This is a genomic window from Streptomyces buecherae (assembly GCF_014295035.1).
GTDB classification, from domain to species: Bacteria; Actinomycetota; Actinomycetes; order Streptomycetales; family Streptomycetaceae; genus Streptomyces; species Streptomyces youssoufiensis.
This window is the reverse complement of record NZ_CP060404.1, coordinates 1,627,755-1,642,394: the sequence shown is the minus strand read 5'-3', so window position 1 is coordinate 1,642,394 and position 14,640 is coordinate 1,627,755. Positions and strand designations below refer to the sequence as shown.

General features: G+C 73.9%; 11 protein-coding genes and 1 pseudogene. 10 read left to right on the top strand and 2 right to left on the bottom strand.

The features are described 5' to 3' along the window. Nucleotides 1–308: 308 nt before the first annotated feature. Nucleotides 309–1,145, bottom strand: a complete 837-nt coding sequence (locus H7H31_RS05895; protein ID WP_187089436.1) for a helix-turn-helix transcriptional regulator — start codon at nucleotides 1,143–1,145, stop codon at nucleotides 309–311. A 137-nt stretch (nucleotides 1,146–1,282) separates the two neighbouring features. Between H7H31_RS05895 and H7H31_RS05890 the strand changes: the two genes are divergently transcribed. Genes H7H31_RS05890 through H7H31_RS05880 form a run of 3 tightly spaced genes read left to right on the top strand, consistent with a single transcriptional unit; the run spans nucleotide 1,283 to nucleotide 6,530 of the window. Continuing rightward, nucleotides 1,283–2,953 (top strand): AMP-binding protein, encoded by a 1,671-nt coding sequence (locus H7H31_RS05890; RefSeq protein ID WP_187061577.1) that lies wholly within the window; start codon nucleotides 1,283–1,285, stop codon nucleotides 2,951–2,953. Further along, nucleotides 2,950–4,818, top strand: coding sequence for an AMP-binding protein (locus H7H31_RS05885; RefSeq protein ID WP_232109707.1), 1,869 nt, complete (start codon nucleotides 2,950–2,952; stop codon nucleotides 4,816–4,818). Before H7H31_RS05890 ends, H7H31_RS05885 begins: the two co-directional genes overlap by 4 nt. 2 nt (nucleotides 4,819–4,820) lie before the next feature. Next, nucleotides 4,821–6,530, top strand: coding sequence for an AMP-binding protein (locus H7H31_RS05880; protein WP_187061575.1), 1,710 nt, complete (start codon nucleotides 4,821–4,823; stop codon nucleotides 6,528–6,530). A 13-nt stretch (nucleotides 6,531–6,543) separates the two neighbouring features. Here H7H31_RS05880 and H7H31_RS05875 read toward each other — a convergent pair whose 3' ends face one another. Then, complete coding sequence (locus H7H31_RS05875) at nucleotides 6,544–7,284, bottom strand: hypothetical protein (protein WP_187061574.1); 741 nt, start codon at nucleotides 7,282–7,284, stop codon at nucleotides 6,544–6,546. A 554-nt stretch (nucleotides 7,285–7,838) separates the two neighbouring features. Here H7H31_RS05875 and H7H31_RS05870 point away from each other — a divergent pair. From H7H31_RS05870 to H7H31_RS05840, 7 genes and pseudogenes are all read left to right on the top strand, one after another. Continuing rightward, nucleotides 7,839–8,090, top strand: coding sequence for a hypothetical protein (locus H7H31_RS05870; protein WP_187061573.1), 252 nt, complete (start codon nucleotides 7,839–7,841; stop codon nucleotides 8,088–8,090). Beyond that, nucleotides 8,087–8,467: a helix-turn-helix domain-containing protein gene (locus tag H7H31_RS05865; protein ID WP_176164706.1), complete on the top strand. Its 381-nt coding sequence runs from the start codon at nucleotides 8,087–8,089 to the stop codon at nucleotides 8,465–8,467. The genes H7H31_RS05870 and H7H31_RS05865 overlap by 4 nt, the downstream gene beginning before the upstream one ends. Before the next feature lie 433 nt (nucleotides 8,468–8,900). Further along, a pseudogene (gene uraD / locus H7H31_RS05860) lies at nucleotides 8,901–9,401 on the top strand (2-oxo-4-hydroxy-4-carboxy-5-ureidoimidazoline decarboxylase); the annotation flags it as partial. A 98-nt stretch (nucleotides 9,402–9,499) separates the two neighbouring features. Continuing rightward, entirely contained in the window at nucleotides 9,500–9,901 is a 402-nt protein-coding gene (gene uraH, locus H7H31_RS05855; protein WP_187061571.1) for a hydroxyisourate hydrolase, read from the top strand. Between the two features lie 118 nt (nucleotides 9,902–10,019). Continuing rightward, nucleotides 10,020–10,979 carry a factor-independent urate hydroxylase gene (gene pucL / locus H7H31_RS05850; protein WP_187061570.1) on the top strand — a complete coding sequence of 320 codons (960 nt, stop codon included), beginning with the start codon at nucleotides 10,020–10,022 and terminating at the stop codon, nucleotides 10,977–10,979. A gap of 141 nt (nucleotides 10,980–11,120) precedes the next feature. Next, nucleotides 11,121–12,563, top strand: a complete 1,443-nt coding sequence (locus tag H7H31_RS05845) for an 8-oxoguanine deaminase (protein WP_187059629.1) — start codon at nucleotides 11,121–11,123, stop codon at nucleotides 12,561–12,563. A 530-nt stretch (nucleotides 12,564–13,093) separates the two neighbouring features. Further along, on the top strand, nucleotides 13,094–14,476 hold the full coding sequence (locus tag H7H31_RS05840) for a nucleobase:cation symporter-2 family protein (RefSeq protein ID WP_232110245.1): 1,383 nt from the start codon (nucleotides 13,094–13,096) through the stop codon (nucleotides 14,474–14,476). Nucleotides 14,477–14,640: the final 164 nt, after the last annotated feature.

Sequence of the window (14,640 nt, the reverse complement as noted above, 5' to 3'; positions counted from 1 at the left end):
CCGCGCCCGCGCACCGCGCCCCGCGCGACGCCGACCGGACGACGGACCGGCCCGGCGCCCGGACGGGCCCCAGTGCTCCAGCGCGCTCCCACGCGCCCCACCGCGCACCACGACCATGCCCGTCGACCACGACCACGACCACGACCATGCCCGTCGACCACGACCACGACCATGCCTGTCCACCACGACCGTGCCCCTCAACCCCGACCCCGACCGTGGACCACCGCCGCACCCACAACCGCCCCACAACCACCCCACCCCACCCCCACACACCAGCAGCCGCCCCGCCCCGGTACCCCCAGCCGACGCTACGGCAACAGCCCCGCCCGGCGGGCCGAGACCACGGCCTGGAGTCGGGTGTGCGCCCCCAGCTTCCGCATGGACGACCGCAGGTAGCTCTTGACGGTCTCCGGGCGCAGCCCGAGCCGGTCGGCGGCCGTCGCGTTGGTGGCGCCCGACGCTACGCAGGCGAGCACGTCCACCTCGCGCGGCGACAGCTCGACCGAGGGGAGGCCGGGCGCCCGGTCGGGTGGGGGAGCGGCCTCGGGGGAGGCCGTGGCCAGCCGGCCGAGGACGGCGAGCAGGTCGTGGCGGAGCTTCTGGTCGTGTACGCGTTGGGCCAGCGCCCGCAGTTCGCCGTGGGCCGCGCGGACCTCCTCCCACGCCGCCGGGTCCGCCTCCGGCGGGCGTGCCGCGGCGGTCAGTACCCGTTGCGCCTCGTCCTGCGCGGCGTCGCGCACGGCGAGCGCCTGCTCCAACTCGCGGGCGGCCTCGACCGCCACCGACATGGTGCGGTCGCCGAGGGCCATCGGCTGCCGCAGCGCCCCATACAGCACCCCCCGTACCCGGCGCCGCACCACCACCGGCACGGCGAGCACGCAGCGCAGGCCCTCGGCGGCGACGGCCGCGTCGTACTCGTGGCTGATGACGCGGGAGGCGGGGTAGTCCGATACGTAGACGGGCCGGGAGAGTGCCATGGCCTTGCCTCCGAGCCCGTTGCCGGTGGTAATGGTGAGGCCGAGGAGCACGGGTGTGGCCGTGCCGGCCAGTTCGGCTATGCGGAACTGGCGGGTTCCCTCGAACAGTCCACCGAACGCGACCGGTAGTCCGCCGCCCCGTCGCATCCGCCCGAGTGCGGACCGCATTTCCACGGCGCCGTACGTATCCGCCACCGACACCTCCCCGTAAATACCGTCACCCCCGTCCGGGGGTAGTGAGACTCAGATCACTCGTCGCACGATGCTAGCGAGCGCTTTGGCAATGAGGAGGACATGTGGCGGTAATCGGTCCGACCGAAGAGTTCCGAGCGGCGCGGGACTTCCTACTCCGGCACCGGGAGGACTACGCGGCTGCCTACGCCGGGTTCCAGTGGCCGCGCCCCGAGGTGTTCAACTGGGCGCTCGACTGGTTCGACCCGCTGGCCGAGCGGGTGGACCGAACGGCCCTGCACATCGTGGAGGAGGACGGTACGGAGACCCGTCTCTCTTTCGCCGAGCTGCGCGTGCGCTCCCACCAGGTGGCCAACTGGCTGCGCGCCCAGGGCGTGCGCGCCGGTGACCGGGTGGTGGTGATGCTCGGCAACCAGGCCGAGCTGTGGGAGACCGCGCTGGCCGCCATGAAGCTGCGCGCCGTCGTCATCCCCGCGACCCCGCTGCTCGGCCCCGCCGACCTGACGGACCGGATCGAGCGGGGCGGCGCCCGGCACGTCATCGCCCGCGCCCTGGACACCGGCAAGTTCGCCGACGTGCCCGGCGACTACACGCGGATCGTGGTGGGCGCCGGTGGCGAGGCCCCGGACTGGCTCGACTACGCGGACGCCTACGCCGCCCCCGCCGACTTCACGCCCGAGGGGCCGACCCGCGCCAGCGACCCGCTGATGCTCTACTTCACCTCGGGCACCACGGCCAAGCCCAAGCTCGTCGAGCACACCCATGTCTCGTACCCGGTCGGCCACCTGGCCACCATGTACTGGATCGGCCTGCGCCCCGGCGACGTGCACCTGAACATCTCCTCGCCGGGCTGGGCCAAGCACGCCTGGTCCAACCTCTTCGCCCCGTGGAACGCGGAGGCGACCGTCTTCGTGTTCAACTACACCCGCTTCGACGCGGCGCGGCTGATGGCCGAGATGGACCGCTGTGCCGTCACCACGTTCTGCGCGCCGCCCACCGTGTGGCGGATGCTCATCCAGGCCGACCTGAGCGCGCTGCGCTCCGCGCCACGGGAGGCCGTGGCGGCCGGCGAGCCGCTCAACCCCGAGGTCATCGAGCAGGTGCGGCGGGACTGGGGGGTGACCATCCGGGACGGGTTCGGGCAGACCGAGACGGCCGTGCAGGTCGCCAACACGCCGGGCCAGCCGCTCAAGACCGGCTCCATGGGGCGGCCCACGCCCGGCTTCGCCGTCGCGCTGCTCGACCCGGTCACCGGCGTCCCCGCCGACGAGGGCGAGATCAGCCTCGACCTGTCCGCGCACCCGGTGGGCCTGATGACCGGGTACGCGGGCGATCCGGAGCGTACCGCCGAGGCCATGGCGGGCGGCTACTACCGCACCGGCGACATCGGCGTGCGCGACGCGGAGGGCTACATCACCTACGTGGGGCGGGCCGACGACGTGTTCAAGGCGTCCGACTACAAGATCTCGCCGTTCGAGCTGGAGAGCGCGCTGCTCGAACACGAGGCCGTGGCCGAGGCCGCCGTGGTGCCCGCGCCCGACCCGGTGCGGCTCGCCGTGCCGAAGGCGTACGTGGTCCTGGCCGAGGGGTGGGAGCCCGGGCCGGAGACCGCGAAGGAGCTGTTCGCGCACTCGCGCGCGGTGCTCGCGCCCTACAAGCGGGTGCGCCGCATCGAGTTCGCCGAGCTGCCCAAGACCGTTTCCGGCAAGATCCGCCGCATCGAGCTGCGCGAGCGTACCGCCCAGGGGGGCGGCGCCGCCGAATACCGTGAGGAGTCCTCATGACCGGCCCCGCCACCAGCAGTCAGAGCACCGAGCCCGCCGTGCGCGCCGCCACCGGCGCGCCGTCGGCCACCACGGGACAGGACGCGGGCGCCGCCGCGCAACCGGCCGCCGAGCGACACCCCGAGGCCGCCGCCGGCCAGACGCTGACCCCGGGGCGCGTGGAGTCGGGCCAGTCGCCGCCCGCGCTCTCGTACGCCAGCGGCGCCGGTGACACGCCGCTGCTCGGCGAGACCATCGGGGCCAACCTCGACGCGGCCATCGCCCGCTTCGGCGACCGCGAGGCGCTGGTGGACATGGCCAGCGGGCGGCGCTGGACGTACACCGAGTTCGGGCGGGCGGTGGACGAGGTCGCCCGCGGTCTGATGGCCAAGGGCGTCGGCAAGGGCGACCGGGTCGGCATCTGGGCGATCAACTGCCCGGAGTGGGTGCTGGTGCAGTACGCGGCGGCCCGGATCGGCGCGATCATGGTCAACATCAACCCGGCCTACCGCGTCCACGAGCTGCGCTACGTGCTCGACCAGGCCGGCGTCCAGGTCCTGGTCTCCTCGATCGAGCACAAGACCAGCGACTACCGGCGCATGGTCGAGCAGGTCCGCGCCGACTGCAAGGCGCTGCGCGACGTCGTCTACGTCGGCGACCCGACCTGGGACGGCCTGGTGCGCACCGGCGCCGCCGTCGCGCCGGAGCGACTCGCCGCCCGCCAGGCCCAGTTGAGCTGCGACGACCCGGTGAACATCCAGTACACGTCGGGCACCACCGGCTTCCCCAAGGGCGCGACGCTCTCCCACCACAACATCCTCAACAACGGCTTCTTCGTCGGCGAGTTGGTCAACTACACCGAGCGCGACCGGATCTGCGTGCCGGTGCCCTTCTACCACTGCTTCGGCATGGTCCTGGGCAACCTCGCCGCCACCAGCCACGGCGCCTGCGTGGTCATCCCGGCCCCGTCCTTCGACCCCGTCGCCACCCTGCACGCGGTCGAGCGGGAGCGGTGCACGTCGCTGTACGGGGTGCCGACGATGTTCATCGCCGAGCTGAACCTGCCCGACTTCGCCACCTACGACCTGTCCACGCTGCGCACCGGCATCATGGCCGGCTCGCCGTGCCCGGTGGAGGTCATGCGGCGGGTGGTCGCCGAGATGCACATGGCCGAGGTCGCCATCGCGTACGGCATGACCGAGACCTCGCCGGTCTCCACCCAGACCCGGGTCGACGACGACCTGGAGCGGCGCACCGCCACCGTCGGCCGGGTGATGCCGCACATCGAGGTCAAGGTCGTCGACCCGGCCACCGGTGTGACCCTGCCCCGTGGCGAGGCCGGCGAGCTGTGCACCCGCGGCTACTCGGTGATGCTCGGCTACTGGGAGCAGCCCGAGCGCACGGCCGAGGTGATCGACTCGGCCCGTTGGATGCACACCGGGGACCTGGCGGTGCTGCGCGAGGACGGGTACGTGCAGATCGTCGGCCGCATCAAGGACATGATCATCCGGGGTGGCGAGAACGTGTACCCGCGCGAGATCGAGGAGTTCCTCTACTCCCACCCGAAGGTCGCCGACGTGCAGGTGGTGGGCGTGCCGGACGAGAAGTACGGGGAGGAGATCGCCGCCTGCGTCATCCTGCGCGATCCGGCCAACCCGCTCACCCGGGACGAACTCGCCCGTTTCTGCCGGGGTCGCCTCGCGCACTACAAGGTGCCCCGCTACCTGCGCGTGGTCGAGTCCTTCCCGATGACGGTCAGCGGCAAGGTCCGTAAGGTGGAGCTGCGCGACGAGGTCGCCCGGGCCCTGGCCCCCCAACGGCCCGCGCCATCCGCCGAGCCCGCCGCCCCGGCCCCGCGCCGCTCGGTCGCCGAGAGGGCCCGCTGACGATGACCCTCTCGTACGCGAGCAGCCCCGGCGGGGAACTGACGCTTACCGGACAGACGATCGGCGCGGCACTGGCCGAGACCACCGGCCGGCACGGCGACCGCGAGGCGCTGGTGGAGGCGGCCAGTGGCCGCCGCTGGAGCTACGCCGAACTGGACGCCGCGGTGACCGGTGTCGCCCGCGGGCTGCTCGCGTACGGCGTGGCGGCGGGCGAGCGCGTCGGCATCTGGGCGCCGGGCAGCGCCGAATGGGTGCTGGTGCAGCTCGCCGCCGCCCGCGTCGGCGCGATCCTGGTCAGCCTCAACCCGGCGTACGGAGCCGACGAGTTGGCGTACGCGCTCCGGCAGTCGGGGACCAGTGTGCTCGTCGCCGCCGGCGAGTACCGGGGCGTCGACTGCCGGGCCGTGGTGCGCGCGGCCCGGTCCCAGTGCCCCGACCTGCGCGAGGTCGTGCACCTCGGCGACGCCTCCTGGACCGCGCTGCTGACGGCGGGCGAGCGCGCCGCGAGCGGCGCGGGCGGGGGTACGGGCCGGGGCGCGGACCGGGGCGGTGCCTACGGCGCGGGCGACGACGAACTGGCCGCCCGCGTCGCCGCGTTGAGCTGCGACGACCCCATCAACATCCAGTACACGTCGGGCACCACCGGCCACCCCAAGGGCGCCACCCTCTCGCACCACAGCATCCTCAACAACGCCCGTGTCACCGGCAGTCTGCTGCGCTACACCGAGCACGACCGGATCTGCCTGCCGGTGCCGCTGTACCACACCTTCGGCATGGTCGTCGGCGTGCTGGCCGCCGTCAGCCACGGCGCCTGCGCCGTCATCCCGGCCCCGTCCTTCGACCCCGCCGCCACGCTGCGCGCGGTCGAGCGGGAGCGGTGCACGTCGCTGTACGGGGTGCCGACGATGTTCATCGCCGAGCTGAACCTGCCCGACTTCGCCACCTACGACCTGTCCACGCTGCGTACCGGCATCATGGGCGGCTCGCCGTGCCCGGCCGAGGTGATGAAGCGCGTCATCGCCGACATGCACCTGTCCGAGATCGCCATCGCGTACGGCATGACCGAGACCTCCCCGATCGCCACCCAGACCCTGCTGCCGGCGGCGGACGAGAGCGCCCTGCTCACGCTGCGTCGGCGTACCGAGACGGTCGGCGTGGCCCACCCGTACCTGGAACTCAAGATCGTCGACCCGGTCACGGGGCTCACCGTGGAACGCGGCGAGCGCGGCGAACTGTGCGTGCGCGGCTACAGCGTCATGCTCGGCTACTGGGCGGAGCCCGAGCGCACGGCGGAGGCGATCGACGCGGCGCGCTGGATGCACACCGGGGACCTGGCGGTGATGGGCGACGACGGGTACGTGCAGATCGTCGGCCGCATCAAGGACATGATCATCCGGGGTGGTGAGAACGTGTACCCGCGCGAGATCGAGGAGTTCCTGCACGCGCATCCGAAGATCGCCGACGTGCAGGTGGTGGGCGTGCCGGACGAGAAGTACGGAGAGGAGATCGCCGCCTGCGTCATCCTCGCGCCGGGCGCGCGGACGCTGACCGTGGACGAGGTCGCGGCGTACTGTGAGGGCCACCTCGCGCGCTACAAGACCCCGCGCCTGGTACGGGTCGTGGCCGCCTTCCCGCTGACGGCCAGCGGCAAGGTCCGCAAGGCGGTGCTGCGCGAGGAGACCGTCGAGGACCTGCGCGGCCCGCGACCTTGACCGGCCCGGGTGCTCAGACCTCGGGCGGACCCATCCGGATCAGGTCGTCCGCCGGGTCGTTGACCGGCTGCGGGGTGCCGGTGAGGTCCATGACGAACAGCGGCAGGTACAGCTCGTCCGCGCGCGATCTCGCGATGCGCGCGTACCCCGCGAGGGAGAAGAAGACGCTGACGGCGGCCTCGCTCAGACCGTGCAGCCACAGGCACTCCACGTCCCGCACCCCGGTGGGCCGGGTCGTGGGGTCCACCTGGGCGACGATGCCGGGCCCGCGCAGGTCGACCCCGGAGGGGGCGCGGTCCTCCACCCGGCGCATGCTGGTGAAGCCGAGCCACTTCAGGTACTGCGCGGCGGCGGTCACCACGTCGCGCCCGGTGCGGATGGTCACCGGGTGGAACGCCGGCCGCAACACCGCCGAACTGGTCGCGGAGTGCGTGCCGGTGGCGCCCGCCGCGCCGGCGCCGCCCGTGGTCGCGAGCCGACTGCCGGTCTCCTCCGGCGCCTCGGCCACCGGCAGCCGCACCACCGTGCCGCACGGGCAGCCGAGTTCGGGCTGTGGCCAGTGGTCCCTGCGCCCGCAGGAGTGACAGCGCACGGCGACCCAGGAGTCCTCCCAGGTGCGGTGGTCGAGGCGGGCCACGGGGCCGGCCAGGATCGGCACGGTCAGCGGGGCGCCGCAGGCGCAGGGGAAGGTGGGCGGCGTGAACGAGTGCTCACGGCTGCACGCCGGGCACCGCACCGGCACGCTCTTGGCCATCGTCGGCTCCAGCAGGACATGTGGAACGGGGGGTTGGTTACTACGCGGTCCCATCGTCCACGATGCGCGGGGCGTTGGGGAGACGGCGAGCGGGTTTCGGCCGTGGCCACTTAGGGCGTGTCACTTGAGGGCACCACCGCCGGGGTGCGCCCCCGCCGCCCGCCCCTCGCCGCGCCGAGCGGCGAGGGGCGCCCGGCCGACCGTGCCGTAGTGCGCGAACCTCCCGCGCGCCGGCACGGTCGCGCCCCGCGCCCGAGCCCGCCCGGCGCCGAAGGCTCCGCCCGCGCCGGTGGCCGAACGCGTCGGCCCGGCCGGCCACGGCACCGAGGTTGGCGCGGAAGCGATCCGTCCTCTCCGCCCGGCACCGCCCACCCGCGCCCGGCCCGACGGCCCCGCGAGCCGGGCGGCGGACGCCTCCGCGTCCCCGCATACTCGATCAACTACCACAATGCGGAAGGCTCATTCTGCTCTATGGAATAGAAGTGCGAGGGCTGGCACACTGCTGCCAGGGGCTCGGAGCGGTCGCGGGGGAGGGGCGCAGTAGGTTGGGCCGGGTGAGACTCAGGGTTGAATTCACCACCGAGCCGTTCGACCTGGACGAGACGCCGTCCCACGCGTTGGTGGCCCGGGAGGTCGTACGGGCCGCCGATCTGGACGCGGTTGACGTGGGCCCGTTCGGCAACACCGTCCAGGGCCGCCCCGATGTCGTCTACGCGGCCGTGGACGCGCTGCTGCGCCGGTCCGTCGAGGCCGGGGCGACGCGCGTTTCGGTGCAGGTCAACGTCGTACGGGAGGAGGGGGCGTGACCGAGGTCGGGGACCACCCCTTCGTCGCGGCGGTCAAGCCGCTCATCGACGCCATGGGGGGCGAGATGGTGCCACCCGAGCGCGCGGCCGGCGACGACGTCGTGCTCTCCTGGGAGGGGCGGGAGGTGCTCGCGGTGCGCCTGCCCCACCTGTCCGACTCGCTCGACCACATCCTGGCCGACCTGGAGCGGCGGCACGGCATGCCGCTCGCGGACCTGGACCGCAAGGCCAAGCAGTCGGTGGTCCGCGTCCTGGAGGCGCGCGGCGCCTTCTCCGTACGCCACGGCGTGGAGACGGCCGCGACCGCGCTCGGCGTGAGTCGCTTCACCATCTACAACTACCTGAACAGGGAGAAGGTCGGCCGGGCCGGCGAGTAGCGCCCCGGGCGCCGTGGAGTGCGGGCCGTCGACCCAACGCGGGTCGGCGGCCCTGGTGTTGTGTCGCGCGCCACAAGAATTTCAACAAACTGTTGACGATGTGCGGGCGCAGGGTCTTAGCTATCCGGAAGCACGATCGAGCACGAGCACGAGCACGAACGAGCACGAGCGCTCGCACCGCGCCCGGCCCCGGGCTGCGGGCGCCACCACGCCGGGCACCCGCCACCCACCGGACACCCGCCGATCCCCCCGTTGACCGCCGCGCCCGGCGCGGCCCGCCGCGACCCGCCACCCGACGGGCCGGCCACCCGACCGGCCGGTCCTCCGCACCACGCTCCGTACGGCCACGCCCGCGCGGCTCCCCGCCCGCCTCGGGAATCCGTACGACTCCCGGCCCTGCTCAGCCGTTCACCGCACCGCAACGGAGGCTGATGTGACGTCGAGTTCGCCACCGGGTCTCGCCCGGTTCAACGGTGCCGACGACGCCGTGGCGTCCGCCGCCCTGCGCGCGGTGTGCGCGAGCCGCGCGTGGGGCGCGGCCGTCCTCGCGCGGCGCCCGTACGCCAGCGCCGACGACCTGTTCGCCGCCGCCGACGCCGCCCTGGCGGCGCTGGCCGACGCGGACCTGGCCGAGGCCATGGCCGGGCACCCGCCGATCGGCCGTCCGCCCCCCGGCGACCTGGCCGCCGCGCACGAACAGCGCGGCATGGCGGGTGCGCCGGAGGCGCTGCGGGCCGAGATGCTCGCGCTGAACCTCGCCTACCAGGAGCGGTTCGGCCACGTCTTCCTCATCTGCGCCGCCGGGGTGGCGGCCGACGGGCTGTTGGCGGCCATCCGGGAGCGGATCGGCAACACGCCCGAGCGGGAGCGCGCGGTCGCCCGCGCCGAACTGGGCAAGATCAATCGCCTTCGGCTGGCCAAACTGCTGGCTGACGGGGTACTCGCCGCTGTGAACCCCGCGCCCGGCGCACCCAGCCGGGCGTCCGGGACCACCGCCGGCACGGACGAGGGAAACGAAGGAGCGGCAGCCGGATGAGCGACCAGACAAGCGACCGCCACACCAGCGGCGACACCCAGGCATCGGTGTCCACCCACGTCCTGGACACCAGCGCGGGCCGACCGGCCGCCGGGATCGGCGTCGAACTCTCCGCCCGCGCCTCACCCGACGCCGCCTGGGGCGTGCACGCGCGCGCGGCCACCGACGCCGACGGCCGCTGCACGGGCCTGCCGGCGCTGCCCGCCGACACGACACACGCGCGGCTGCGCTTCGACGTGGGCCCCCACCTCGCCGCGGCCTCCGGACGGGCCGGGGGCGCCGCCGACGGCGCGTTCTTCCCCGAGGTGACGGTGGCCTTCGCCGTCGCCGCCGGCGAGCACTACCACGTACCGCTGCTGCTCAACCCGTTCGGCTACTCCGTATACCGAGGGAGCTAGCACTGCCATGACAGCGTCCTCCGCGTCTTCCGGAACCCCCGCGTCTGCTGGGCTTTCTGCGTCTGCTGTGTCCGCCACGTCCGACGCTTCCCCCGCCTCGTCCGCCAACGGTCACCCCATGGCCCGGGTCGGCCCCGGCCGGTCCGGGGCGGCCGTGCTCGGTCAGAACCAGTACGGCAAGGCCGAGTGCCGGGTCGTGAAGGTCAGCCGGGAGGGCGCCACCCACCACCTCAAGGACCTGAACGTCTCGGTCGCCCTCTCCGGCGACATGACCGACGTCCACCGCGAGGGCAGCAACGCGAACGTGCTGCCCACCGACACCGTCAAGAACACCGTGTTCGCCTTCGCGCAGGAGCACGGCATCGCCTCGGCCGAGCAGTTCGGCATCCACCTCGCCCGGCACTTCGTCACCAGCCAGGAGGCCATCACCCGGGCGCGCGTGCGGATCGAGGAGTACGCGTGGCAGCGCGTCGAGACCTCCGACGACGGCTCCCGCTTCGTCGGCGCCGACGCGGTCCGGCACTCGTTCGTGCGCGCGGGCCAGGAGGTGCGCACCGCGCAGGTCAGCTACGACGGCCGGGGCTGGGAGGTGATCTCGGGGCTGTCCGGGCTCACCGTGCTGAACTCCACCAACTCGGAGTTCTGGGGCTACGCCAAGGACCGGTACACGACCCTCAAGGAGGCGTACGACCGCGTCCTGGCCACCGACGTGCACGCCCGCTGGCGCTACCGCTGGGCGAGCGACGGGGAGCCCGCGCCGCGGTGGGACACGGCCTACGAGCGGACCCGCACCCACCTGCTCCAGGCGTTCGCCGAGACCTACAGCCTCTCCCTCCAGCAGACCCTGTTCCAGATGGGCGCGCGGGTGATCGACAACCGTCAGGAGGTGGACGAGATCCGCCTCTCGCTGCCCAACAAGCACCACTTCCTGGTGGACCTCGAACCGTTCGGCCTCACCAACGCCAACGCGGACGGCGCCGTGTACTACGCGGCCGACCGCCCGTACGGCCTGATCGAGGCGACCGTCCTACGCGAGGGCGCCAACCAGACCATACCGACGGACCTCACCAGCCCCTAAGTGACGGGGCGCGCGAAGTCACCGCCTCCGTACGGCGGTTGATGCGACACGCGGCGCCGGCGAGCCGCCAGCGGCCCCCGCCGCCGGCTCCACCCGGCGCCCGCCCGCCCCGCCTCGCCCCGACGACACCGAGGAACCCCCATGGCAGTACCGGAAGCCCCAGCCGACCCGGCGGACCCCGCCCGCGACCCGCGCCCCGGCGTGGGCCGCACGGGCGCACCGGTCCGCACCGTCATCGAGAACTGCGCCGTCGCCACCGTGGACGCCCGGGACACCGAGTACGCCTCGGGCCACGTGGTCGTCGCGGGCAACCGCATCGAGTCCGTGGGCCCGGGCCCCGCCCCGGCCGACCTGCCGGGCGTGATCCGGCGCGTGGACGGCACGGGCCACCTGCTCACGCCCGGGCTCGTCAACACCCACCACCACTTCTACCAGTGGCTCACCCGCGGCCTGGCCCAGGAAGCCGGCCTCTTCGACTGGCTCGTCGCGCTCTACCCGATCTGGGGGCGGATCGACGAACCGATGGTGTACGAGGCGGCGCGCGGCTCGCTGGCCATGATGGCCAGGGGCGGCGTCACGACGGCGATGGACCACCACTACGTCTTCCCGCGCGGCGCCGGCGACCTGCTCGGCGCGGAGATCCGGGCCGCGCGCGAGCTGGGCGTGCGGTTCCACCCCACGCGCGGCTCCATGGACCTGGGCGAGGAACAGGGCGGTCTGCCGCCCGACTTCGCCGTCGAGACCACGGAGGCCGCGCTGACCGCCACCGAGTCGGCCATCGACGCCCACCACGACCCGTCCTTCGACTCGATGCTGCGCGTCGGCGTCGCGCCCTGCTCACCGTTCTCCGTCTCCACCGAACTCCTGCGCGACGCCGCGACGTTGGCCCGCCGCAAGGGGGTGCGGCTGCACACCCACGGCTCCGAGACGGTGCAGGAGGAACAGTTCTGCAAGGAGACGTTCGGCATGGCCCCCACCGAGTACTTCGAGTCCACCGGCTGGCTCGGCGACGACGTGTGGATGGCCCACTGCGTGCACCTGGGCGACGCCGACATCGCCGCCTTCGCCCGCACCGGCACGGGCGTCGCCCACTGCCCCTCGTCCAACGCCCGGCTCGCCGCCGGCACCGCCCGGGTGCCGGACCTGCTCCGCGCCGGGGTACCGGTGGGCCTCGGCGTGGACGGCACCGCGTCCAACGAGTCGGGTGAACTCCACACCGAACTGCGCACCGCGCTGCTCGTGCACCGCATCGCCGGCGGCCCCGACGCGCTGGGCGCCCGGCAGGCGCTGCGCATGGGCACGTACGGCGGCGCCCAGGTCCTGGGCCGTGGCGCGGAGATCGGCTCCCTTGAGCCGGGCAAGCTGGCCGACCTGGTGCTGTGGAGGCTGGACGGCATCGGCCACTCCACGATCGCCGACCCGGTCGCCGCGCTCGTCCTCGGCGCCCCGGCGCCCATCACCCTGTCGCTGGTCAACGGGGTGCCGGTGGTCGAGGACGGCCGGCTCACCACCGCCGACGAGGAGGCCATCGCGCGCGCCGCCGGCGAGCAGGCCCGCCGCCTGGCCCGCATCGCCGCGGCCTAGGCCCGCCGGCGGACCCCGCCGCCCGAACTCGGCCGAGGGGGACGGCCCTCGGCCGGGCTCGCGGGCCACGGCCCGCGAGCGCACCGCCGGCCCGGGAGGGCGCCCGCGCACCGCCTCCCCGGGCCGGCCCCGATCACCACGGCCCGCCGGCCCACCCCGCCCCTGGTCGCGGCCGGCGTCACGAACGTCACCGGTCCAGCGCCGCCCGCCCGTACCCACGTGCGGCGTCCCCGCGTATCCGCGCCCCCGCATGCCGCGTACCTCGCCTCGCGCCCCGTACCTCGCAGCACCCCGCACCTCGCACCTCGCACCTCGCACGGCAAGCGTGTCCACCGCCCGCGCACCGCTCCCCGAACGCCGCGCCCGCGACGGCGCGATCACCGACAGGAGGAACCGCCGTGGCGCCAGTGCCCAGGTTTCGTCGAACCACCGCAGCCTCCACGCCCGTGGCGACCTCCGTGGAGCGGAAGCGGGTACGCAAGCGCGAGCGGACGCCACGTCGGGAGGAGGCGCGGGGGGCCTCGGCCGAGGTGCCGCATCCGGTCGACGCGCCGCATCCGGTCGACGCGACGCTGCCGCCGGGGAAGACGGTGGCCAGCGGGCTCCAGCACGTGGCCGCCATGTACGCCGGGGTGGTGGCCCCACCGATGATCATCGGCCCCGCCGTGGGGCTCGATCCGCCCGAGACCGCCTTCCTCATCGGGGCCAGCCTCTTCACCGCCGGCATCGCCACGCTGTTGCAAACGCTCGGCGTGGGGCGGATCGGGGCCCGGCTGCCGTTCGTCAACGGCGTCTCCTTCGCGGGCGTGACGCCCATGATCGCCATCGGCGAGTCGGCCGGCCCCGGTGACGCGCTGCCGGTCATCTTCGGTGCCACCATCGTCGCCGGCGTGCTCGGCTTCCTGCTCGCACCGTACTTCCGCCGCCTGGTGCGCTTCTTCCCGCCGGTGGTGACCGGCAGCGTCATCACCCTCATCGGCCTCTCGCTGCTGCCCGTCGCCTTCGACTGGGCCCAGGGCGGCGACCCGCGGGCCGCCGACCACGGAGCCCCCAAGCACCTGGCGCTCGCCGCCGCCACGCTGGTCATCGTGCTGGCGCTGCGCCGGCTGTCGCGCGGCTTCCTGCGGCAGATCTCCATCCTGCTGGGCCTGGTCGTCGGCACCCTGGCCGCCGTCCCGTTCGGGATGACCAGCACGGACGGGGTCCGGCAGGCGGACGTGTTCGGCTTCCCCACCCCGTTCGAGTTCGGCGCGCCGCAGTTCCACCTCGCGGCGATCGTCTCGATGTGCGTGGTGATGCTGGTGTGCATGACCGAGTCCACCGCCGACATGCTCGCGCTCGGCCAGATCGTGGACCGGCCCACGGACGGCCGGACGTTGGAGGGCGGGCTGCGCGCCGACGCCCTCGGCACCGCCGTCAGCCCGGTCTTCAACGGCTTCGCCGCCAGCGCCTTCGCGCAGAACATCGGCCTGGTCGCGATGACCGGCGTACGCAGCAGGTACGTGGTGGCCACCGGCGGCGGCATCCTCGTCCTGCTGGGCATGTTCCCGGTCGCCGCGGCCGTCATATCCCTGGTCCCGCTGCCGGTCCTGGGCGGCGCGGGCATCGTGCTCTTCGGCTCGGTCGCCGCCAGCGGCGTCCAGACCCTGGCGCGGGCGGACCTCGACCGGGGCGAGAACGCGCTGATCGTGGCCACCGCACTCGGCGTGGGCCTGATCCCCGTCGCCGCGCCCGGCTTCTACCACGCCTTCCCCGCCGACGTGTTGGTCGTCCTGGACTCCGGGATCAGCACCGGCTGCCTCGTGGCCGTCGCCCTCAACCTCGCCTTCAACCACCTGGGCAGCCCGACGCCAGCGACCCCGTCCGACCAGCCGGCCGGCTCGGCGCCGCCACCGGTACCGACCGTCCCCTGAGCCGCGCCCCCGGCCGCGCCACCCGTCCTCGCCCGGTCCCGTCCGCCGCCCAACCCCCGCCGCGGCCGCCGCCGATCGCGGGCACCGGCGTCGCCGCGGCCTTCCGGAGGGCTGGTCTGGACCTGGGTATTGTCCCGGGTGGACGGCGGGTCCAAGCTCGCATC